Genomic DNA, 20,969 nt, shown 5'->3' with positions numbered 1-20,969 from the left:
GTGAGTTACCCCGGCCCGGCAGTGCTATCCGAGGCCGGGAATACTCGCCCGCAGAGTGCGAACGGTTCGCCCGGTGCGGACCGCCAAGGCAATATCGGTGCGCTCGAGTGCGCCGGGAAAGTGCAGGATTGTATCGATGGCCACTGATGATGTCGGCGCCGAGAACCAGAACTCGGCTGCCCCGAAAGAGGACGCCAAGGTAGACGCGCCCGCCGAGGACAAGACGGTCGAGATCGGGAAGGCGGGCGATGCGGTAGCCGCGGAGCCCACCCCGGCGGCCCCGACGTCCGAGCCGTTGCAGGCGACGGACACGCCGGCCAAGGGCGCGGCGCAGCCTGTCAGCCAGAATCGCGGCAAGGAGCGGGGCGCGATGGTGCCCGTCATCGCCGCATTTGTCGCCGGTGTGCTGCTCGTCGCGGCAGTCACCGCTGTCGTCGTCTTCTACCGGCAGGCGAGCAATCGCGGCGACGAGTTGGACGCGCACGCCGATGCCACCGCGGCAGCATGCGAATACGGCAAGCTGATCTCCACCTACGATCCGCAGACCATCGACGACTACCTGAAGAAGGTGGACGCCGCCTCGACCGGCGACTGGAAGGACCAGTTCGCCAAGCTCGGTCAGGACCTGAAGGGGGTGGTTGTCGATGCCAAGGCCAGCTCGTCCACCTACGACATGCAGTGCGGCTTCCAGTCCGGTGATACGGAAAGTGCGAAGGTGCTGGTGGTGATCGGTCAGACCACTACCAATGTGAATATCGTCGCCGCGAACAAGCCGCCGAGCAAGGTGGAACTCGTGGTGGTGGCCGGTCTGAAGAAGGTCGACGACAAGTGGCTCGTCGACAAATTCGACCTGCCCATCCTCAAGCAGATGGGTAACTGAACAACTGACGAAGGCGCCTCCGGGCGGGTGGGAATGGCACCACCCGCCCGGAGGTCTTTCCGGCGGCCTTGCGTCCGGTCGCGCCCGGCGGTCTCAGAACAAGGTCAATGCCTGAGCTGCTGGTGCGACCGGCTTCCCCGCTGACCGCGGTCGGGGGGATTTGTTCGCCCTGGCCGAATTGCCCAGGGCGGTGGTCTTTTCGGACTTGTCCTCGACTACCGGCGCCAGCTCGGGGAGTTCCGCGGTCGGCACCTCACCGGCGGCCGCGGAGGCCGCGGCCTGTCTGGCCGCCTCGCCCGCGAGGGTATCGGCCATCTCGTTGAAATAATTGCCGACATGTCCACGCACCCAACGGAACCGGACCGGGCCGGGCCGGGAGGAGATGGCCCGGTCGATCTGCTTGATGAGTTCGACGTTCTTCACTGCACCGCCGGTCGAGGTGCGCCAGCCGTTGGTGCGCCAGCTGGCGATCCATTCCGATGCGCATTTGATCGCGTAGAGCGAATCGCTCTCGATGAGCAGCGGTTCCTCGCTGGGATGGGCGACTATCGCCTCCAGCAGCGCGCGCAACTCCGCGACCTGATTGGTTCCGGTGGCGGCTCCCCCACTGCGCGAGCCGCCCTGATGATTGACCCAAGCCCAGCCGATTGCGCCGCCGGGATTGCGGAGGCAGGATCCGTCGGTGCTCACGATGATCATAGCTGGCACCCTACGCAATCCGACCGACAAGATCGGTACCGTGGAATTCCTCTATCTCCCTTCGCAACTGGGACTCGGTACGGCGCAGCGCCGAGCGCACGGCGGAATCCACCAAGCGCAGGCACAGGCGGCCGAGTAGCCCGCTCGGTGGAGCGTACTCCGCTTCCGAGGTCAGCACCGCGCGTCCGTAGCCGAGTGGGTCGAAGCGCAGGGTCAAAGTTGCTGACAACCGTCCGCTCAGCGTGTAGCCGATCACCACATTGCGACGGTATTCGGTGATCTCGCACACCATGGTCGACCGAAACGGCCCCAGCCTGGCCCGGGTCGTGAACACCGCGCCGAGACCCTGGTCGAGCTCGCCTTTCGGCTCGAACGCGGCGACACCGAACATCCAATCCGGCACGAACTGATGGTTGTCCGTATAGGTAAAGGCCACCTCGACCGGGGCTCCGACGTCGCTCGCGTACTTGATGTGGCCCATAGGCCCTCCCTGTTGGCTGCCGCCAAAAGTACTACAGATCTCCTCTTTATTGGAGGGGTTGCCCGGAATTTGGTTGGCCAGCTTTCCACATCAGCGACCGGGCGGTTGCTTGGTTTGCTGGGACGGTCGGTTCAGCTACCGAATCGGGTTCAGAGCCGGTCGACGATGTATTCGGCGATCGGCATGGCGGATGTGGCCGCCGGTGACGGGGCATTGAGCACATGGATCGAGCGCGGCGTGCGCTCGATCATGAAGTCGTGCACCAGGGTGCCGTCGCGCAGCACTGCCTGCGCCCGGATTCCCGCCTCGCGCGGTCGCAGATCCGCAACCGTCAGCTCGGGACAGTACCGTCGGCATTCGGCCAGATAGCCGCGCTTGAACAGCGAGTTGCGCAATTCGCGCAGCCCGGTACGCATATGTGCGCGGGCCACCCGGTGCAGCCCGGGAAAACCGAGTATCGCGCGGGCGTCACGGGCGTCGAAGCTGCCCTTGCGGTAACCCTCCCTGGCCAGGCCGAGCACCGCATTGGGGCCGACGGTCAGCGCGCCATCGATCGTCGGACTCAGGTGGACGCCGAGGAACGGGAGGGCGGGATCGGGAATCGGATAGATCAGCGTGTGCACCAGTCCGGCACGGCTGGCTGGTAGCTGGTAGTACTCGCCGCGGAACGGCACGATGCGGAAGTCGGTTTGCAGACCCGCGAGCGCGGCCATCCGGTCGGCCTGCAGACCCGCGCAGACCACCAGGGTGCGCGCGTTCCAGGAACCCGCGGGGCCGGATGCGGTGACCGCGTCTTCGGTCTCGGTGAGCGCGGTGATCTCGGCGTCGAGCACGATCTCGCCGCCCGCGGCCCTGACCTCCTCGGCGAGTGCGATGGTGACGCGGGTGAAATCGATGATGCCGGTGGCGGGTACGAACAGCGCGCCGACGCCGGTCACATGCGGTTCCCTGCGGGTGAGTTCGGCGGCGTCGATCAGTTCGACATCGACGCCATTGGCGACCGAGCGTTCGTGCAGCGCGCGCATCCGCTCGTGCTCACCGGCATCGGTGGCCACCAACAGCTTTCCGCAGACCTCGAACGCAATACCGTGCGCCGCGGCGAATTCCTTCGTCCACGCGGCGCCCTGCCTGCACAGACGTGCCTTCAGACTGTCCGGCGGGTAGTAGATGCCGGAATGGATGACACCGCTGTTGTGCCCGGTCTGATGGGTGGCCAATGCACTGGCCTTGTCGACGAGCACGAGGCTCGCGCCGCGATGGCGGCGCAGAATCCGATGCGCCGTCGCGACTCCGACGATTCCGCCCCCGATGACACAGAAGTCGTACATGGACGCAGAGTAGGCGGACTAGACCACGATGGTGGTGTTCGGCGTCATTGCGGTCGGATTCGGTGTCGCGTCGACCGTGATCGGCGCATCGGTGCCGGGCGCGGTCGAGTCGTCAACGCTCAGCGCATGTTTCGTGGTCGGCGCGGGACAGCACTGCAGGTGGAGTCCGTGTTCACCGAGGGTCGGATCCGAGAAGGCCAGTGTCACTTCGCCATTGCGCGTATCGACCTCGGTACGCAGCTCGGTGATACCGCCGGGATCGGCGCGGATGCCGATCCGTTCCCGAACCGGTTCGGCGAGCAGGAAATCCGCCAGTGCGGTGAGCGCGTCGGTATCCACGGTGAAGGCGACGGAATTCCCGCCGCCGGTGGCCACCTGCGCGCCGACATAGGCGGTACCGATACGCAGTTTGCCGCCGATTCCGGTGGGCGCCGCGGCCGGCGAATCGGCGTCGGCCTCCGCGGTTTTCCCGGTGACGTCCACGGTCTCGGCGGGAAAACGGGCGAATAGTGCGGGCAGATCGCGACTTCCGCCGGACAACAGGGCATCGGTGTGCGCGGGCCCGGAGTCGGTGCCGATATCCGGGATAGTGAGCGCGGGTGGTGCGGCGATATCGCCGGTGGTGTGCTGGGTTTCGGCCATCTGATGAACGATGTATGCGCCGGAGGCAACGGTGAGGCTGAGGCTGGCGGCACCCGCGAGGACGATGGCGGCATGCCGCGCGATTTGTGCAGGCCTATGTGCTGTGTTGGATCGGCGGCGCTCGCGGTGCCCTCCATGGTTACGCTGCGCTAGCTCCTCCGGGCCCGCCGCTGCCACGATGCGTTTCCTTCCCTCCGCCCCTGGTCCCCTCGTCGGCACGACCCGCATCGTTGGAAGTCGTACGAGTGTCCAGGTTACAGGGGCGGCCGCTGGTGGCGCCGCATGGGGGAGATCAGCATCACAATCCCCGGGTGACCGCCTCGATGGCGAACTCGGGCCGCTCGGCGTCTTTCATGTTTCTACCAGCTGACAAACGGGTAAATACCCTTAGCTGGCGAGCGTCATTCTCGACTGCCACATCGAGACACCCGGCCAACGGCGTCCGGCCGACACGAACGGCGCACCCAAGTGTGGCGCTCGCCCGCTCCGATTCCGTACTTGGATCGGGTGGTCGGGGTTCGGCGGGTCATTCGAATTGGCCCGCTGTCCGTCCCTCTCCCGTCGGTCCCGCGAAAGCCTGTGCGATGGTGAGCCATTCGGCGGCGTCGGCACCAACGGTTTCGAGCGCGAGGTCATCGCGGTGGCGGCGCTGCGTCACCAGTAGACAGAAGTCCAGGGCCGGACCGGTCACGCGTTGGGCTGCGTCCTGCGGACCCCAGGTCCAGAGTCCGCCGTCCGGTGCGGTGAGTTCGACCAGGAATTCCTCGGCCGGTGCGGACTTGCCGCGCACCGTGTAGGCGAAGTTCCTGGTCCGCGCGCCGATATGCGCGACAGTCCGCAGCCGGGCGGTTGGCGTCCTGGTCACGCCGAGCGCGTCGGCGATGTCCTGGCCGTGCGCGAAACTCTCCATGATGCGGGCGCTGACCATGGACGCCGCGCTCATCGGCGGTCCGAACCACACCACCTTGGCGCCGGGGGTGACCGCGCGCAGGGCTTCGATGAGACCCGCGCGGCCCCGGCGCCACCGCTCGATCAGTTCGGCGGTGGGTGCGGTGGCCGCCTCCTCGGCGGCCTCGTCGACGAAGGTGAAGGCCTTCGGAGCGGCATCCTCGAGCAGTTCGGCGAAACCGTCGGGGTCGGCGGTGGCCAGCGTGGCGACCTCATCGGTCCAGGCCAGATGGCCGATTTGATGAGCGATAGTCCAACCGGGCGCGGGCGTCGGCTTCGACCAGTCCGCCGGTGCCAGCGTGGCGACGAGCCGTTCCAGGTCGGTGCATTCGTCGGAGAAATCGCGCAGCAGTGCTTCGAGGTCAGCCATCGGTTTCCTGTCTCATTCGCGGCGTTCTCGAATCCCTACGCAGGCTGCCTCCTCCGGGCCCGTCGCTCGCGCCGCGGGCCCGTCGAGGCGCACTACTTCGTACGCCGTCGCGGTCCAGCATCGCAGCGGGACCAAAAAAATGCAAGCATGCGTGCTTGTATTTGAGGCGGGCTGCTTCGCCGCTCAGGTCGGGCCGGTTACCAGCCGAAAATCGTCAGGTGGACCGCGCCGACCACCAGGCCGAGCAGTGCACCGTGCAGGTACAACAGCCAGGCATCCTGTTCGACCGAGGCGTAGAACATCTCCATGAACTCCCCCGGGGTGAGGTCCTGGAGCTTGCGTGCCGCGAACTCATCGATCTTCTTGGCCTGTTCGAGGGTGAACTCCTCGTCCTCGACCAGGCTCGGGGCCAGACCGACCGCAGCGCCCGCCGCACCGACCTTCAGATTGTCGAACTGGCGTCGGCCGAAGGCGACGCGCACGATCGCGGTGGTCGGGCCGAGTTGGCGGTGGATCTCATCGGAGACCAGCCGCTCGATCAGCTGCCGGGTCTTATCGCCATTGGGTCCGTCGAGCAGTTCCTTGGACAGATTCGGCAGTGTGAGCACCTGGTAGGCGAGGATGTGCGCGAGATCGGTGGCTGCTTGCGGCTGTCGCTTGGCCAGCAGCGCCTGCTTCCACAGGTATTTGTAGCGCGGCTGTGGATCACCCGGTTCGAAGACCATTTTGACGGCGATGACATTGACGATCACGCCGATCGCCGCGGCGGCCAGCAGCACGATCACCCAGCCAGGCACCCAGCCCAACACCGGAATGGTGTGGTGTACATGCAAATACAGTGCGAGCAGCAGGCCGAACGGTGCGCCCAGCAGGCCGATCCGCACCATGAACCGCAACTCCGGGGCGGCGATGGTGGTCGTCAGATCCTTCAGGATGTACGGGTTTTCCCGCAGATAGCGGATGACGAAGGTTTTGATATCGATGAGCTGGTCGACGTTGTCGCCGAGCGATTCGAAGGCCCGCCTGGTCAATGCGGGCAATTCCCGATCCACCCGCTGATAGATGACCTGTTTCATGGCCTTCGGCACGCCGCGCCACAGATCCGGATTCTCCCGATACATCAACTCGTCGACCAGGGGCTGTACCTGCTTGCTCGCGAGTATCGCGAGGTAGTCGGCAATACTCTCCAGATCCAGTTCGTGGATGAAATCGCGTGGGCTGCCGATGCGCATGAGCGCCTTATCGACACAAATGCTGGCCATCTTCTCGGCGCGAGCCGGAATGAAGCCCTGGAATCCGAACCTGCGGCCGTCACCGGAGAATGTCGGCAGCACCTGGACCCGGCGCGGAAAATACGGATACAACACCTGCAGGCCCGGAATCCGGATTCCGCGAAATATGGCGGGCCAGAACAACATCAGCACACCGGTCCAGTTGGTGAGCCAGCCGGCGAGCGCGCTGAAGATAGGGAAGGTGATCAGATCGACGCTGAACTTGGACAGGCCGGTCAGCTCTTCCCAATCGATGAACACTCCGGCCCCGAGTGTTGTCATCGTGGGATCCCCCTACGTCGCCTGGCCGTAGCGACTGCGTGCAGGTCGCTCGAAAAGTGCAGCGGTGCGATATCCCGGTGCTGAGATATCCAGCTGCCAACATTCTCATTGGCTCCGACGGGGTGTCAATGCGGGTCCGCCGAACGTCAGGGGAATGAGCGCTGGTCACCCGCTGATTGCCGCCGCCGGCCGGGGAAGTTGCCGTAGCGGATTGTGGTGTTCGACCTGCATGCGCTGGTCGGCGTCGACGATATCGCTGAGACCGGGGCAGTTGTCATCGGGCCTGCTCGAGGCGCCGGTCGGAATCCGCCGACGGGTTGGGTTTCGCAGGGGATGCCATTGGGGTGAAGGGATGTAGGGCCGAACCCGTCAGCTGACGCATCAGTTCGGCGGTCAATGCGTTGCCGTGGCCGGGTTCGGCGGTGCCGAAGACGTATCGGTCCGGGCGCAGCAGCAACAGACCGCCGATGCCGACGCCGCCCTTGGCGAACCATCGGGCCAGCGCTCCGGTGTGATCTTCGATATCGGCGAAGTCGTCGCCGGTAGTGCGGCCGTCGCCCGGTTGGCCCTGCGGACGACCACCCAAGGGATAGACGGTCACGAATTGGGTTCCCAGTGCCCGCAATGCAGCCTGGTCCTCGGCGCTGATGGCGGTGCGTGGGTCGACGCCGTAGCCGAGCAGGGCGAAGCCGATGCCGAGGGCGTCGTCGAAGCGCTGATGGCGGCCGTTGTAGGTGCGCACGTCCGGTTGCGGGGCGAGCGTGCCCGCCACCCCGCGCAGTCCGCGCCGCGGCAGGCCGAGGTAGGCGCCGCGGCGGAAACGCGGCCCGGGCTTCATCTTCGCGCCACGCAGCCAGCCGCCCAGGCCCGGAACGCGCATTGCGGTGATGAGCGCGATATCGCGGGCCGCGGCGAGGAGTCTGTTGTCGATCGAGACCAGGCTCTTGTTCAGCACCGACAGATCGATCATCGCCTTGGCGTGTGGGCGGCGTTCGGACTCGTAGCTGTCCAGAACCGCCTGGCTCGCACCGTCTTTGATGATCGCGGTCAGCTTCCACGACAGGTTGTCCGCATCGCGCACGCCGGAGTTCATGCCCTGCCCGATGAACTGCGGAGTCATATGCGCGGCGTCGCCCGCGATCAGGATCCGGCCCTCCCGCCATCGGTCGGCGACGACGGCGTTGAAGGTGTAGACGAGCTTGCGCAGCACCTCGACCTCGTCGGGATCGACGAAGCGGGCGATGTGGCTGCGGACGGTATCCGAGTTCTCCATCTCCGCTGTGGTCTGGGACTCGCTCAGCATGAATTCGAAACGATGGTGGCCGTCCGGCTGCGGACACGACACGATCGGCAGGGTGGGATCGCAGACGAAGTTGAAGTACGGCAGGTGCCGGAAGGCGTCCACACCGTCGCGCGCCTTCAGGTCCACCACCAGCCAGCGTTCCGGGAAGCTGGTGCCGGTCATATCGATACCGAGTTTCGTGCGCACCACACTGCGTCCGCCGTCACAGCCGACCAGGAACTTCGCCCGCACCCGCTCGGCGGTGCGCGGATCGGTCTCCGACGGACGGTTGCCGTAGCCGGTGCCGCGGCATTCGGCGTGTTCGACGCTCACACCGCTGTCGTCCTGGTCGAAGTCGACGACCTCGCGGCCGCGGCGGACAGTGACGTGCCGATAGCGTCCCAGCGCTGCTTCGAGCGTGTTCTCCAGATACGGCTGGTACAGGAAGTTGGCCACCGGCCAGCCCAGTGGTCGGTCGGACTGGTTGAACTGCGCCAGCAGCCGACCATCACCGCGCACCCATTGCACGGTCGAGTCGATATTCATATCCGCGGCGAGTTCGTCTGCGGCACCGGCGGTTTGAAAGATCCGCATGCCTTCGTCGTCGGTGTACACCGCGCGTGCCAGCCCGTAGTACTCCGGCTCACGCTCGAGCACCAGCACGCTGACCCCGCGCCGCCCCAGCAGATTGGCCAGGGTCAGCCCGGTCGGGCCGAGGCCGACGACCACAACGTCGTAGTCGGTGTTCATCGCGAGAGTCCTCCCGTCAGTTCGGGGACGGTGATCTCGGGTGTGGTCACGGTCCGCAGCGCCTGGCGGAACTGCGTGAACTTGTCCAGCACCGTCTCCCCGACCGTTGAGTGCCCCCAGATGCTGATGCCCCGATAGGTGCTCGGCTCCCAAGTGGATTCGAGTTCGGGACCGATCACGATCGGATTCCAGCCGACCTCGAGTTCGAAACCGGACGGCGTCACGCAGTAGAAGGACAGTTCGCGGTCGTTGGTGTGCTGCCCGACCGACCACGCCATCCGGAAGCCCAGCTCCTTGACGCGCTGAAAGGACGCGAGCATGTCATCCAAGGTCGCGGACTGAATATTGATGTGCTGCACCCGAGTCCGAATCGGATCGATCTTCACCCCGCGCAGGTTGGCGATCGCGATCGAATGATGACGCTCGTTGACCCGCAGGAACCGGATCTTCATCTTCAGCCCGGACACGTTCTCATCGATGTAGTCGCTCAGTCGGGAGTCGAAAACCGTGTGGTAGTAGCAGCGCATTGCTTCCGGTTCGCGCGAGATGATCGCGACATGCCCCTGTCCGGCCTCCCCGGTCACCCAGCCGGAGCTGAGCATCCGCAGCGGTTGCGGTGTGGTCACCGCAGCCGTGAAGATCTCCTGCGCCATGCCTTTTGGGCCCGCGAAGCGCCACAACCGCTCCACCCCGCGCAGGGCCGCCTGCTCCGGCGTGCCCTCGGTGATCGGGACACCGCGATCGGTTACCCGGGCAACGATGCGGTCGAAGGTCTCGTGATCGTCGACGTGCCAGCCCAGGGCCATGACATCTTCGGCGGGGCCGCGCTCGACGAGGAAACGGCATGCGCGGTCGTCCAGACGCAAACGCAGTGCGTCGGTGCCGAGTTCGTCTACGTGTATGCCGATCGCGTCCGCGCCGAACCGCCGCCAGTCGGCGAGCCGATTCGATTGCACGACGACATAGCCCAGGTGGACGGCGCCGAACACCGAGCCGTCGGTGTTGGGCTGTAGGAACTCGCGCGTTGCCCGACCGCCACCCCTCATGGAATCGCTACGGGATGCCGCACTCATTGTTCTGCCTCCAGGAATGCGGTCGCCAGCGCGTTGAACAGCTCCGCGCGCTCCCACTGCACCCAGTGCCCGGTATCGGCCGCCAGAAACAGATCGCAGTGCGGCATCGCGTCGGCCAACATCCGGCCGCCCTCGGGCCGGTTGACCTTGTCCTCGGCACCCCAGATCACCAGTGTGGGCTGGGTAACCCCGCGCAGCCGGGCGTCGCGGGTGAAATCCATCCGCCACACCGTGCGCAATGCCGACGGACCGGACGGGCGGCGCAGCGGCGGATTCGCCACCACCTCGGGATCGATGCTGGCCCGATAGCGCTCGTCGATGACCTCGTCACCGACCGCGCTTGCGTCGAACACCAGATAGTCGCGAATGAACCGAACCAGTTTCTCCCGGCTCGGGCCGCTGCCGCCGTAATAGGCGAGCAATTCCTGCAGTCCCTTGGTCGGCAGCGCACGGGTGGTACCGATACCGCCGGGACCCATCAGGATCAGCCGATCCACCTTCTCCGGCCGATCCATCGCCAGCCGCAGTGCCGCCGCACCACCGTAGGAGTTGCCGACCACATGCGCTGCGGAAATACCGAGTACGTCCAACAGCCCTGCGACCGCGCGGGCGAGATCACCGAACGGATCGGAGTGATCGATCTGCTTCGACGAGCGCCCATAGCCGGGCAGGTCCGGCACGATCACCCGAAATCGCTGCGCCAGCGCGTCGATATTGCGCGAATAGTTCGATAGGCCGGACGCACCCGGCCCGCCACCGTGCAGCAGTACCACCGCGGGACCGTCACCGATCTCGCTGACGAAGATCTCGCGCTCGCCGACCCGGACCACCCGTCCGGCGCCGACGCCCTTGTCGATGCTTGTCATAGCTACCTCCACTAGGTTCTGATGAAATCATCAGTGACGATGGGATACTCTGTCAAGGAATAATGATGAAACCATCAGAAATGCTGCCTGTCACTGGCCGGAATCATCGACCCGGACCGAATCGGCATGTCGGGACATTCGCCGACCGGCGAACCATTACCCGTCTGCGGACGGTTCGCGTCGGTTTCCGTGGCGTGGCGAGCTGATCAACGGCACGGATTCGCCGAGAGCGAACGTGCGGCCGGGGGCGGAACAAACACGATCGGCCCGGGGTTGACTGGGCATCGCTCAACTTTTGGAAGGGTCGAACACGTGACTACACCACAGAACCTGCCGGTGCTGTTCCTGACCGATCCGATCGTGCTGCCGGGCATGGTCGTGCCCATCGAACTGGACGAATCGGCGCAGGCCGCCATCGACGCCGCGCGGGCCGCGAATACCGACGCGGTGCTGCTCGCACCCCGACTGACCGAGGGCTACGCCTCCTATGGCGTCGTCGCCACCATCGAACAGGTCGGCCGGATGCGCGGTGGCGCGCCCGCCGCGGTGCTGAAGGCCGAACGGCGCGCCAAGATCGGCCACGGGGTCACCGGACCGGGCGCCGCGCTGTGGGTCGAGGCCGAACCGGTCGAAACGCCCGCCGCCGACGGGCGCACCAAAGACCTCGCCGCCGAGTACAAGAAGCTGGTCGTTTCGGTGCTGCAGCGCCGCGAGGCCTGGCAGATCATCGATGCGGTCAATCAGCTGACCGATCCGTCGGCGATCGCCGATACCGCGGGCTACGCGCCGTACCTGACCGCCGACGAGAAGCGTGAGCTGCTCGAAACCCCGGATACCGCCCAGCGTTTGACCAAGCTGATCGAGTGGACCAAGGCACATATCGCCGAGGCCGAGGTCACCGAGAAGATCAGCGAAGATGTCCGCGAGGGCATGGAGAAGAGTCAGCGGGAATTCCTGCTGCGCCAGCAGCTCAACGCCATTCGCAAGGAACTCGGCGAGGACGAGCCCGACGGTGCCGACGACTACCGCACCCGGGTCGAACAGGCCGATCTGCCCGATGACGTGCGCGCGGAGGCGCTGCGCGAGGTCGGCCGGTTGGAGCGGGCAAGTGATCAGAGCCCGGAATCCGGCTGGATCCGCACCTGGCTCGACACCGTGCTCGAACTGCCGTGGACGGTGAAAACCACCGACAGCACCGATGTTTCGGCCGCCCGCGCGGTGCTGGACGCCGATCACCACGGGCTGGACGAAGTCAAGGATCGTATGGTCGAGTACCTGGCCGTGCGCTCCCGGCGCGCCGCGCGTGGACTCGAGGTCGTCGGCGGACGTGGCTCCGGCGCGGTGCTCGCGCTGGTCGGTCCGCCCGGTGTCGGCAAGACCTCGCTGGGTGAATCCGTCGCACGGGCCATGGGCCGCAAGTTCGTTCGCGTCGCTCTCGGCGGCGTGCGCGACGAGGCCGAGGTCCGCGGTCACCGGCGCACCTACGTCGGCGCACTGCCCGGCCGGATCGTGCGCGCCATCAAGGAGGCGGGATCGATGAATCCCGTTGTCCTGCTGGACGAGATCGATAAGGTCGGCTCGGACTTCCGTGGCGATCCGGCCGCGGCGCTGCTCGAGGTGCTGGATCCGGCACAGAACCACACCTTCCGCGACCACTACCTGGATCTGGATCTCGACCTGTCCGATGTGCTGTTCATCGCGACCGCGAATGTTATGGAGACCATCCCCGGCCCGCTGCTGGACCGGATGGAGCTGATCACCGTCGACGGCTACACCGAGGACGACAAGGTGGCCATCGCCCGCGACTTCCTGGTGCCCCGGCAGCTGGAGCGCAATGCGTTGACCGCGGAGGAGGTTTCGATCACCGACGAGGCTTTGCGTGAGGTCGCGGCCAACTACACCCGGGAAGCCGGTGTGCGGCAGATGGAGCGGTTGATCGCGAAGGCGTTGCGCAAGGCGGCGACTCGGCTGTCCGAGGACGCGAACGGCGCGGCAGCGGACGACACCGTGGTGTCATTGGGTTACGCCGCCGAGCTCGGCTATGACGCGCTGGCGAACTCCGAGTCGTTGACCATCGATCTGGGCAATCTGAAGGATTACCTGGGCCGTCCACGCTTCACCCCGGACTCGGTGGAACGCACCGCGGTTCCCGGTGTCGCAACGGGTTTGGCGGTCACCGGTCTGGGCGGCGACGTCCTCTACATCGAGGCCAATGCCGCCGAGGGCGAGCGCGCGCTCACCCTGACCGGCCAACTCGGCGACGTCATGAAGGAGTCGGCGCAGATCGCCCTCACCTACGTGCGCTCGCACCTGGCGGAGATCGGCATCGAACCGTCGGTGCTGGATCGCAATATCCACATCCACTTCCCGGCGGGCGCGGTGCCGAAGGACGGTCCGTCGGCGGGCGTCACCATGGTCACCGCCCTGGTGTCGCTGGCGCTGGGTAGGCAGGTGCGTGCGGATGTCGGCATGACCGGTGAGGTCACGCTGAACGGCCGGGTACTGCCGATCGGCGGTGTGAAGCAGAAGCTGATGGCTGCTCAGCGCGCGGGTCTGAAGACAGTGTTCATCCCGGCCCGCAATGAGCCGGATCTGGACGAGGTGCCCGCGGAAGTGTTGGCCGCCTTGGATGTTCGTCCCGTCGCTGATGTGGCCGACATCCTGGCCTACGCCATCGAGCCGGTCGCCGAACCGATCCTCGACGCTCCCGTCTTCGCCAAGAGCGCCTGATATCCGGTCGAACGGGCCGTGCACCTGTGCACGGCCCGTTTCGCCGACGAGTACCGGCGCGGCCGGGTGTTCCGCACCGGCGATGCCGCCCACCGGCACGCGCCGTGGGGTGGCTACGGCGGTAACACCGGTGTCGCCGATGCCCACAATCTGGTGTGGAAGCTGGCGGCCGCACTGTCCGGCGCGGCGCCGCCCGCACTGCTCGACACCTATCGGACCGAACGGTAGCCTCGTGCGATCAACGCCGCCGAACAGGACGATCTGGGCGCCGACTTCCGCACCCGGTACGGCATCGAAACCCCGGACAACGCAGACCGTTCGGCGCGCATGCTGGATTTCGGGGCGGTGCTCGAGTTGGCGCAGCGCGCATTCGAGCGAACTCACGTGTCGCGGCGCATATTCAAACCATCCAGGACCCGATCGAGGCCATAGGCGAACTTCCGGTCGCGCGCCGCGCCCGGATCCTGGTCCCAGTTCGCGGCGGCGGCATCCGAGCGCAGATGTGGGAAGTCCTGGGCGGCCTGTTCGGCGGCGGGGCGCAGGCCGACCATCAGTTCCTGTTCGGTCTGGCCGGTGCGGGCCAGCATGGTCAGCCAGGCCGCCTCGCTGATGCCGACACCGACGACGTACCCGACCAGCACACCGATGGCATCCCCGGCCTCCTCGGCCGCGAATCCACCGGTGCTGAACAGGCCGACCATCCGATCGGTCATCCGCATGACATTGGGGCCCAGGTAGGACAGGCCGACCTGACCGAGCGTCGAGGCCATCCACGGATGGCGCAGGATCATGGCGCGCAGGCTGGCGGCGCACTCCTGGGTGGCCTTGCGCCACTGCTTCGGGTCGGTGATCTCGGACACCCGGATCTCGCCGTAGACCTCGTCCACCACCAGTTCGATGAGTTCGTCGCGATTGGCCACGTGCCGATACAGCGAGGTCGCGCCCGCATTGAGCCGTGCGCCGAGCTGGCGCATGGTCAGCGCCTCCATCCCCTCGGCATCCAGGAGCGCGACGGCCTCCGCGACGATCTGCTCCCTGGTCAGCGCGGGCTGTTCCCGGCCCCGGCGCGGTCGCGTCCAGACCGATCCGACCTGCTGCTTTTCGACTGCCATATCGACTCCTTCCGTTGCGTCCAGTCTAGCGCACGATGTTCCCTGTTGCGTACGCTAAAAAATTGTGCGTACAGTGTTCGCATCGGGTCCGCGCTGAACGACACCATCCAGCAGGCGGGCGCCGCGCTCGGTATCGCGGTCCTCGGCAGCATCCTGTCCAGCAGCTTCACCGCTGCCATGCCGGATTCGGCGCCCGCCGTCGCCCGGCAGTCCATCGGAGACGCCTTGGCCGTGGCCGCGCAGACCGGTGACAGCGCACTGGTCGCCATGGCCCGTGACGCCTTCGCGACCGCGATGTCGGCCAGTTTCATCGCGGGTGCGGCCGGCGTTGTCGCCGCCGCCGTACTGGCACTGTTCGTCATGCGGAACAACAAGACCGCCCCGGTCGCCGAGACTGCGAACCTGGTCGAGGAATCCGCCCGCGAGATGGCGACCGTCGAATAGGACAACCGGATAGGCCGAAGCCCGACTCGATCATTCCGATCGAGCCGGGCTTCGGTCGTCGACGACGCCGATCGGGTGGCAGGCCCGTCGATATCGCGGACGGTCAGATCGGCCCCTATCCGCGACGCCCGCGACGCCATCTCCGATGGCATCGGGATCGATGTATTCGCGGGATACGGGCCCAGCGATCAGAATTCGCCAGCGACACCGAAGACGGTGCGGCCGGAATGGGTGCCGTGCAGGATGGCGCGCAGCACCTTTTCGGCGTCGGTGATCGGGGCGAAGTTCTCGATGGTCGAGAGGTGCTGGGGCCGCAGTTCGTTGCCGAGCCGGGTCCACAGCGCGCGGCGCTTATCGATCGGAACATAAGCGGAGTCGATGCCGAGCAGCGATACGCCGCGCAGGATGAACGGCATGACGGTGGTGGGCAGATCCGAGCCGCCGGTGAGGCCGCTGACCGCGACCGCGCCGCCATAGCCGACGGCACTGAGAATGTAGGCCAGGGATTTGCCGCCGACGCTGTCAACAGCTCCGGCCCAAGTGGCCTTCGACAGCGGGCGGAGTTTCGCGTCGGGATCCTGCGGCAGTCGGCCGATCACCTCATTGGCGCCGAGTTCGGCGAGCAGATCGCCCGCATCGGTTTTGCCGGTGGAGGCGATCACCTCGAATCCGAGACCGGACAGGATATCGATGGCCACGCTGCCTACCCCGCCGGTCGCGCCGGTGACCAGCACCGCGCCGGTCTCCGGAGTGAGTTCGTGATCGAGCAGGCCCTGCACGCTCAGTGCGGCGGTGAAACCGGCGGTGCCGAGTGCGGCCGCGTCCCGTGTGTCCAGACCATCCAGCTTGACCACCCAGTCGGCGGGCACCCTTGCGTATTCGGCGAAACCGCCGTTGTGCGAGACGCCGATGTCGTAGCCGTGCGCAACCACCAGGTCGCCCGGTGCGAAATCGTCGACCTCGGAGGAGAAGACCTCACCGGTGATATCGATGCCCGGGATGATCGGATAGTTGCGGACCACACCACCGCCCGCGCTGATCGCCAGCGCATCTTTGTAGTTCGCGCTCGAGTAATGCACCTTGATCGTGACCTCACCCGGCCCGAGGAAGTCCTCGTCGACCTGCTGCCGCGTGAGCACGATCCCGCTGTCCGATTCGTGTGCCACTAACGCCCAGAACTCCATGCCGACGAGCATACGAGCGCTGGCCCACACCCGTACGCATCCCGACAACACGCTGACGATCGATCCGGGCACCCCATGTTCAAGCCGGGCAATCCGTGTGTGGGGTGCCCGGTTGAGAGACGGGGTGCCGGGTACTAAGGCGAGTCGGGTGTGCTGGGGACGAGCTCTAGGCGGACGCCGAGGAGTCGGACTGGGCGGTCGAGTTCGAAGCGGTCGATGATGTGCAGGGCGGTTTCCACAATGGCCGTGATATCGGTGGTGGGCTCGGGGAGCTTCTCCTGTTTGCTGCGGGTGTAGAAGGTGTTGCTGCGCACGGTCACCGCGACGCGCAGCGGAACGCGACCGGCGGCGGCCATCTCCTCGGCCACCTCGGTGGCCAGACGCGCGACCTGGGCCCGGATCTCGACGGGATCGGTCAGGTCGTGCGGGAAGGTCTCGGATTTGCTGCGCCCCACCGGAACTCGCGGTTCGGTCGTCACCTCGGTATCGCCCTTGCCGTGCCCGAGGACCCACAGATACGGCCCGGTGTTCGGGCCGAACTCGGCGGCGAGGCGATGCCGGTCGGCGGCCATCAGGTCGGCGACGGTTTCGATGCCGAGTACGGCCATCCGGGCCGCGATCCGATTTCCGATGCCCCACAACGCATTTGTCGGACGATGTGCCATTACCTCGACCCAGTTCGCGGCGGTGAGCCGGAATATGCCCGCCGCGGCGCCGTCGGTATCGGCGGGTGCGGCCGATGACTTGCCCGCGGATTTGGCGAAACCGGTTGCCAACTTGGCCGTCAGCTTGTTGTCACCGATGCCGATGGCACACGTTAAATCCAATTCGGCTATGGCGCTGCGGATTTCGCGCGCCAGCTGCTCGGGATCGTCGGTATCGGCGGCGAGGAAGGCCTCGTCCCAGCCCCATACCTCGACGCGGCCGGGGAAGGTCCGCAGCAGTGCCATGACCTCCTCGGACGCCTCCTCATAGGTGGCCATATCCAACGGCAGGAAAATACCGTCGGGACATTTGCGTTTGGCCGAGCGCAGCGCCATTCCCGCACGCACCCCGAACGCTCTGGCCGGATAGGACGCGCAGGTCACCACCTTGCGCGGTTCGTCGGGATCGCCATTGCCGCCGACGATCACCGGCAGGCCGCGCAGCTCCGGATGGCGGCGGAACTCCACCGCCGCCTGGAACTGGTCGAGATCGACGTGCAGCAGCCACCTGGGCACATATCCGTCTTACCGCACGCCGGTGACATTCAGCGGAAATTCGCCACTATCGGGCAGCACGTTGCCTGTGGCAACGGCCCGGGTGCACCGGCGCGGACCCGTAGGATTTCCGGAAGACGAGTAAGGGGAGCACTGCGCATGACCGACGCACCGGATAACCTGCCCGCCGTGCCCGCGGTTAGGGTCGGCGATACCGACCGCGAGGTCGCGGCACGACAGCTGCAACTCGCCGTCGACGAGGGGCAACTCGACCTGCTCGAGCTGGATAAACGGCTGGTCGCGGTCTACTCGGCGCAGACAACGCAGGAATTGGTCGCCGTCACCGCCGATCTGCCGGTGGTCGCCGCAACCCGCGAACCGATCGAGCTGCGCACCGGAAGTGGGGCGCGCGTGAAGGACGGTGAGTGGATCGTCCCGGCCGAGATCATGGCCGAATGCAGTTCCGGCGGTATCAAAATCGACTTCACCCGGGCGCTGTGCGCGCATCGCGAGGTCGCGGTCCACGTCTCTGTTGGCTCCGGCACCGTCGTGCTGATCGTGCCGCGTGGCTGGCGGGTCGACCTCGATCGGGTGCAGGCCAAAAGCGGCGCCATCAAGAGCAAGGTGACCGAGGCAAGTCGGCCAGGGTCGCCGCTGATCCGGGTAGACGGCGAGATCGGTTCCGGGACGGTGGTGGCGAAGTATCCGCGCCCGCCCAGGCGATCGTTCCTGGCCTGGCTGCTCCGCAGGCCCCGTCCAACTGCCTGACCGTATGTCCTCACCGGAGGTTTCACCATCACCTACCTGCGTCCGGCGGCGGGCACTCGGCTGCGCGCCGAGGCCACCGTCACCGGATCGACCCGCCGGCAGGCGGTTGTTTCGTGCGAAATCTATGCCGAGAGTCCGGATGCGGAGCCGGTGCTCTGTGCGGTCGCCCAGGGGAATACGCGCTCGGTCGAGCGCGAACTCGGGGCCGACGGCAACTGACGATCGGCCCGAGAACCGATCAGGCCAGATCCGACAACCATCAGACCGGGCCCGCTGATTCCGCTCGGTCTACGGGCGGTCGAACTCGCCATCGCGATCGCCGCCAATGAAGGCGTCCCATTCGCCGGGCGTGAACTATGGCCGACGCAATCGATCTCGAGCCAACCGACCGCACCAACTGAGCCTGTCAGGCCGCGACTGTGACCGGTTCCTCCGCGAACTGCGTGCGGTACAACTCCGCGTAGCGGCCCTCGGCCGCCAGCAGCTGAGTATGTGTACCGCGCTCCACGATTCGGCCGTCCTCGAGCACCAGGATCTGGTCGGCGGCGCGAATGGTGGAAAGGCGGTGTGCGATCACCAGTGCGGTGCGGCCGTCCAGTGCCTCCGAAAGTGCTTCTTGGACAGCGGCTTCCGAGGTCGAGTCCAGTGATGCGGTCGCCTCGTCGAGAATCACCACGCGCGGTTGCTTCAGCAGCAGCCGGGCGATGGTCAACCGCTGACGCTCACCGCCGGAGAGTCGGTAACCGCGTTCGCCGACGACGGTATCCAGACCGTCCTGCAACGATTCGACCAGATCGCGTAACCGGGCCCGCTGCAACGCATCCCACAGTTCGGCCTCGGTCGCCTCCGGCCGGGCGAGCAGCAGGTTTGCGCGAATCGTCTCGTGGAACAGGTGACCGTCCTGGGTGACCAGGCCGACGGTATCGCGGATCGAGGTCGTGCTCAGTTCGCGGACATCGGTTCCGTTCAGCCGCACCGCGCCGCCGTCCACGTCATAGAGTCGGGAAACGAGTTGGGCCACCGTGGATTTCCCGGCGCCCGAGGAGCCGACCAGCGCGACGAGCTGACCGGGTTCGGCCCGCAGCGACACATTGTGCAGCACCTCGACCCCACCGCGGGTGTCCAGCGTCGCGACGTCCTCCAGCGAGGCCAGCGATACCTTGTCCGCCGATGGGTAGCCGAAGGTGACATTGTCCAGTTCAACGGCGACCGGACCCGCGGGCACTGCGACGGCATCCGGCGCGTCCTCGATGAGCGGCTTCAGATCGAGTACCTCGAAGACCCGCTCGAAACTCACCAGCGCGGACATGATCTCCATCCGGGCGCTGGCGAGCGCGGTCAGCGGTGTGTAGAGGCGGGTCAGCAGCAGCGAAAGCGATACCACCGCACCGGCATCCAGCTGTCCGCGCAGCGCGTACCATCCGCCGAGTCCGTAGACCAGTGCCAGCGCCAGCGCCGAAACCAGGGTCAGCGAGGTGACGAAGACGGTCTGCAGCATCGCCGTGCGCACCCCGATATCGCGCACCCGACGGGCCCGCAGCGCGAACTCGTCGGACTCCTGCTGTGGCCGCCCGAACAGCTTGACCAGGGTCGCGCCCGGTGCGGAGAACCGCTCGGTCATCTGCGTGCTCATGGCCGCATTGAGTCCGGCGGCTTCGCGCTGCATGCCAGCGAGCCGATTGCCCATCCGCCGCGCCGGAACCACGAACACTGGCAGCAGTACCAGCGCGAGCAGGGTGATCTGCCAGGAGATGCGGACCATGACGGCGAGGGTGAGCGCGAGGGTCACCAGATTCGTGACCACCCCGGAAAGCGTGTCGCTGAATGCGCGCTGCGCACCGATCACATCGCTGTTCAACCGGCTGACCAGCGCGCCGGTGCGGGTCCGGGTGAAGAATGCGACCGGCATCTTCTGCACATGATCGAAGACACCCGTCCGCAGATCCAGGATCAACCCCTCACCGATCCGCGAGGACAGCCAGCGAATCATCACCCCGAGTGCGGCATCGACCACCGCGAGCCCGCCGATCACGATCGCCAAGGTGACCACCACCCGCGGCGCGGCCCCGCCGACAATGTCGTTGACGACCCGACCGGCCAATACCGGCGTTGCCACCGCCAGCAATGCGGATACCACGCTGAACAGCAGGAATGCGCCGATCCGGCGGCGATGCGGCCCCGCGAACCGCAGGATGCGCTTGGCCGTAGCGAGCCGAAACGGCCGCTGCTCCTGCGGCGCGTTCGCCCGCCGATACATCTGGCTCCACGCCACCGATTCGATACTCACCTGGCTACTCCCTCTCGCTCCCCCCCCATAGAACTCCTGGGCACCGACACTAAGACCTCAACAAAGGTTGAGTGCAAGCCCATTCCGGCCCAGTTCCGCGCACAGCGAAACACTCGGACACCTGTGCGGGATCCACACAGACCTCGTTGCCGAATCGACTGTCGCCCCAGCGGCCGAAGGTGCGGCGGGTGCGCACCGGAGCTCGTTCGCACTCGCGAGACGCGCCGCAGTCGACCGGATCGCACCGGATCGACCGTAGCTTGCGGTGGAGTTTCGGCGGGTCCCCGCGCGAAACCTCAATTCGGCAACAGGCTCTGTGTGCCCCGCGACGAGTGCGGATCCCGAGAAGGGGTGCGCAGATCTCACCGTGGTG

Annotated in this window: 18 protein-coding genes and 1 pseudogene; 6 read left to right on the top strand and 13 right to left on the bottom strand. The window is 66.3% G+C overall.

All coding sequences use genetic code 11. The annotated features are described in order from the left end of the window. Positions 1-136 precede the first annotated feature (136 nt). Positions 137-880, top strand: a complete 744-nt coding sequence (locus tag ACQP1G_RS45825; RefSeq protein ID WP_433196997.1) for a hypothetical protein — start codon at positions 137-139, stop codon at positions 878-880. A 93-nt stretch (positions 881-973) separates the two neighbouring features. Here ACQP1G_RS45825 and ACQP1G_RS45820 read toward each other — a convergent pair whose 3' ends face one another. The 9 genes from ACQP1G_RS45820 to ACQP1G_RS45780 all read right to left on the bottom strand — a co-directional run bounded on the left by ACQP1G_RS45820 (position 974) and on the right by ACQP1G_RS45780 (position 10,872). Next, positions 974-1,579, bottom strand: coding sequence for a ribonuclease H family protein (locus ACQP1G_RS45820; protein WP_433196995.1), 606 nt, complete (start codon positions 1,577-1,579; stop codon positions 974-976). A gap of 10 nt (positions 1,580-1,589) precedes the next feature. Beyond that, positions 1,590-2,060 carry an SRPBCC family protein gene (locus tag ACQP1G_RS45815; RefSeq protein WP_433196993.1) on the bottom strand — a complete coding sequence of 157 codons (471 nt, stop codon included), beginning with the start codon at positions 2,058-2,060 and terminating at the stop codon, positions 1,590-1,592. Between the two features lie 149 nt (positions 2,061-2,209). After that, positions 2,210-3,388 (bottom strand): L-2-hydroxyglutarate oxidase, encoded by a 1,179-nt coding sequence (gene lhgO / locus ACQP1G_RS45810; RefSeq protein WP_433196991.1) that lies wholly within the window; start codon positions 3,386-3,388, stop codon positions 2,210-2,212. A gap of 18 nt (positions 3,389-3,406) precedes the next feature. After that, entirely contained in the window at positions 3,407-4,030 is a 624-nt protein-coding gene (locus tag ACQP1G_RS45805; RefSeq protein ID WP_433196989.1) for a hypothetical protein, read from the bottom strand. A 526-nt stretch (positions 4,031-4,556) separates the two neighbouring features. Beyond that, complete coding sequence (locus tag ACQP1G_RS45800; protein ID WP_433196987.1) at positions 4,557-5,348, bottom strand: TIGR03084 family metal-binding protein; 792 nt, start codon at positions 5,346-5,348, stop codon at positions 4,557-4,559. A gap of 197 nt (positions 5,349-5,545) precedes the next feature. Beyond that, positions 5,546-6,901 (bottom strand): hypothetical protein, encoded by a 1,356-nt coding sequence (locus ACQP1G_RS45795; protein ID WP_433196985.1) that lies wholly within the window; start codon positions 6,899-6,901, stop codon positions 5,546-5,548. Between the two features lie 274 nt (positions 6,902-7,175). Continuing rightward, complete coding sequence (locus ACQP1G_RS45790) at positions 7,176-8,933, bottom strand: bifunctional 3-(3-hydroxy-phenyl)propionate/3-hydroxycinnamic acid hydroxylase (protein WP_433196983.1); 1,758 nt, start codon at positions 8,931-8,933, stop codon at positions 7,176-7,178. Beyond that, positions 8,930-9,979 (bottom strand): VOC family protein, encoded by a 1,050-nt coding sequence (locus ACQP1G_RS45785; protein ID WP_433209435.1) that lies wholly within the window; start codon positions 9,977-9,979, stop codon positions 8,930-8,932. The genes ACQP1G_RS45790 and ACQP1G_RS45785 overlap by 4 nt, the downstream gene beginning before the upstream one ends. Positions 9,980-10,002: 23 nt before the next feature. Next, the gene (locus tag ACQP1G_RS45780; RefSeq protein WP_433196981.1) at positions 10,003-10,872 is read right to left on the bottom strand and encodes an alpha/beta fold hydrolase; all 870 of its coding nucleotides are present in this window, start codon (positions 10,870-10,872) and stop codon (positions 10,003-10,005) included. A gap of 372 nt (positions 10,873-11,244) precedes the next feature. On the opposite strand from ACQP1G_RS45780, the gene lon reads away from it, so the two are divergent. Then, the gene (gene lon / locus ACQP1G_RS45775; RefSeq protein WP_433209432.1) at positions 11,245-13,602 is read left to right on the top strand and encodes an endopeptidase La; all 2,358 of its coding nucleotides are present in this window, start codon (positions 11,245-11,247) and stop codon (positions 13,600-13,602) included. A gap of 18 nt (positions 13,603-13,620) precedes the next feature. Continuing rightward, entirely contained in the window at positions 13,621-13,830 is a 210-nt protein-coding gene (locus ACQP1G_RS45770) for an FAD-dependent monooxygenase (protein WP_433196979.1), read from the top strand. Positions 13,831-13,982: 152 nt separating this feature from the next. Here ACQP1G_RS45770 and ACQP1G_RS45765 read toward each other — a convergent pair whose 3' ends face one another. Continuing rightward, positions 13,983-14,714, bottom strand: coding sequence for a TetR/AcrR family transcriptional regulator (locus ACQP1G_RS45765; protein ID WP_433196977.1), 732 nt, complete (start codon positions 14,712-14,714; stop codon positions 13,983-13,985). Between the two features lie 45 nt (positions 14,715-14,759). On the opposite strand from ACQP1G_RS45765, the gene ACQP1G_RS45760 reads away from it, so the two are divergent. Then, complete coding sequence (locus ACQP1G_RS45760; protein ID WP_433196975.1) at positions 14,760-15,158, top strand: hypothetical protein; 399 nt, start codon at positions 14,760-14,762, stop codon at positions 15,156-15,158. 188 nt (positions 15,159-15,346) lie between these two features. On the opposite strand, the gene ACQP1G_RS45755 is transcribed toward ACQP1G_RS45760, so the two are convergent. Then, entirely contained in the window at positions 15,347-16,342 is a 996-nt protein-coding gene (locus tag ACQP1G_RS45755; protein ID WP_433196973.1) for an oxidoreductase, read from the bottom strand. A gap of 134 nt (positions 16,343-16,476) precedes the next feature. After that, entirely contained in the window at positions 16,477-17,562 is a 1,086-nt protein-coding gene (locus ACQP1G_RS45750) for a DNA polymerase IV (RefSeq protein ID WP_433196971.1), read from the bottom strand. Between the two features lie 138 nt (positions 17,563-17,700). Between ACQP1G_RS45750 and ACQP1G_RS45745 the strand changes: the two genes are divergently transcribed. Both ACQP1G_RS45745 and ACQP1G_RS45740 read left to right on the top strand, forming a co-directional pair. Further along, positions 17,701-18,309 carry a DUF1707 domain-containing protein gene (locus tag ACQP1G_RS45745; protein ID WP_433196969.1) on the top strand — a complete coding sequence of 203 codons (609 nt, stop codon included), beginning with the start codon at positions 17,701-17,703 and terminating at the stop codon, positions 18,307-18,309. 18 nt (positions 18,310-18,327) lie between these two features. Then, positions 18,328-18,528, top strand: a pseudogene (locus ACQP1G_RS45740) (PaaI family thioesterase); the annotation flags it as partial. A 187-nt stretch (positions 18,529-18,715) separates the two neighbouring features. Here the strand turns inward: ACQP1G_RS45740 and ACQP1G_RS45735 are convergent. Further along, the gene (locus ACQP1G_RS45735; RefSeq protein ID WP_433196967.1) at positions 18,716-20,596 is read right to left on the bottom strand and encodes an ABC transporter ATP-binding protein; all 1,881 of its coding nucleotides are present in this window, start codon (positions 20,594-20,596) and stop codon (positions 18,716-18,718) included. Between the last annotated feature and the right edge of the window lie 373 nt (positions 20,597-20,969).

It is taken from the genome of Nocardia sp. CA-107356, assembly GCF_050946365.1.
Lineage (GTDB): Bacteria > Actinomycetota > Actinomycetes > Mycobacteriales > Mycobacteriaceae > Nocardia.
This window is presented reverse-complemented; position numbering and strand designations above follow the sequence as displayed.

Coding starts and splice junctions, on each gene's coding strand:
- ACQP1G_RS45825 (WP_433196997.1), top strand. CDS start 137: ATGGCCACTGATGATGTCGGCGCCGAGAACCAGAACTCGGCTGCCCCG.
- ACQP1G_RS45820 (WP_433196995.1), bottom strand. CDS start 1,579: ATGATCATCGTGAGCACCGACGGATCCTGCCTCCGCAATCCCGGCGGC.
- ACQP1G_RS45815 (WP_433196993.1), bottom strand. CDS start 2,060: ATGGGCCACATCAAGTACGCGAGCGACGTCGGAGCCCCGGTCGAGGTG.
- lhgO (WP_433196991.1), bottom strand. CDS start 3,388: ATGTACGACTTCTGTGTCATCGGGGGCGGAATCGTCGGAGTCGCGACG.
- ACQP1G_RS45805 (WP_433196989.1), bottom strand. CDS start 4,030: ATGGCCGAAACCCAGCACACCACCGGCGATATCGCCGCACCACCCGCG.
- ACQP1G_RS45800 (WP_433196987.1), bottom strand. CDS start 5,348: ATGGCTGACCTCGAAGCACTGCTGCGCGATTTCTCCGACGAATGCACC.
- ACQP1G_RS45795 (WP_433196985.1), bottom strand. CDS start 6,901: ATGACAACACTCGGGGCCGGAGTGTTCATCGATTGGGAAGAGCTGACC.
- ACQP1G_RS45790 (WP_433196983.1), bottom strand. CDS start 8,933: ATGAACACCGACTACGACGTTGTGGTCGTCGGCCTCGGCCCGACCGGG.
- ACQP1G_RS45785 (WP_433209435.1), bottom strand. CDS start 9,979: ATGAGGGGTGGCGGTCGGGCAACGCGCGAGTTCCTACAGCCCAACACC.
- ACQP1G_RS45780 (WP_433196981.1), bottom strand. CDS start 10,872: ATGACAAGCATCGACAAGGGCGTCGGCGCCGGACGGGTGGTCCGGGTC.
- lon (WP_433209432.1), top strand. CDS start 11,245: ATGGTCGTGCCCATCGAACTGGACGAATCGGCGCAGGCCGCCATCGAC.
- ACQP1G_RS45765 (WP_433196977.1), bottom strand. CDS start 14,714: ATGGCAGTCGAAAAGCAGCAGGTCGGATCGGTCTGGACGCGACCGCGC.
- ACQP1G_RS45755 (WP_433196973.1), bottom strand. CDS start 16,342: ATGGAGTTCTGGGCGTTAGTGGCACACGAATCGGACAGCGGGATCGTG.
- ACQP1G_RS45745 (WP_433196969.1), top strand. CDS start 17,701: ATGACCGACGCACCGGATAACCTGCCCGCCGTGCCCGCGGTTAGGGTC.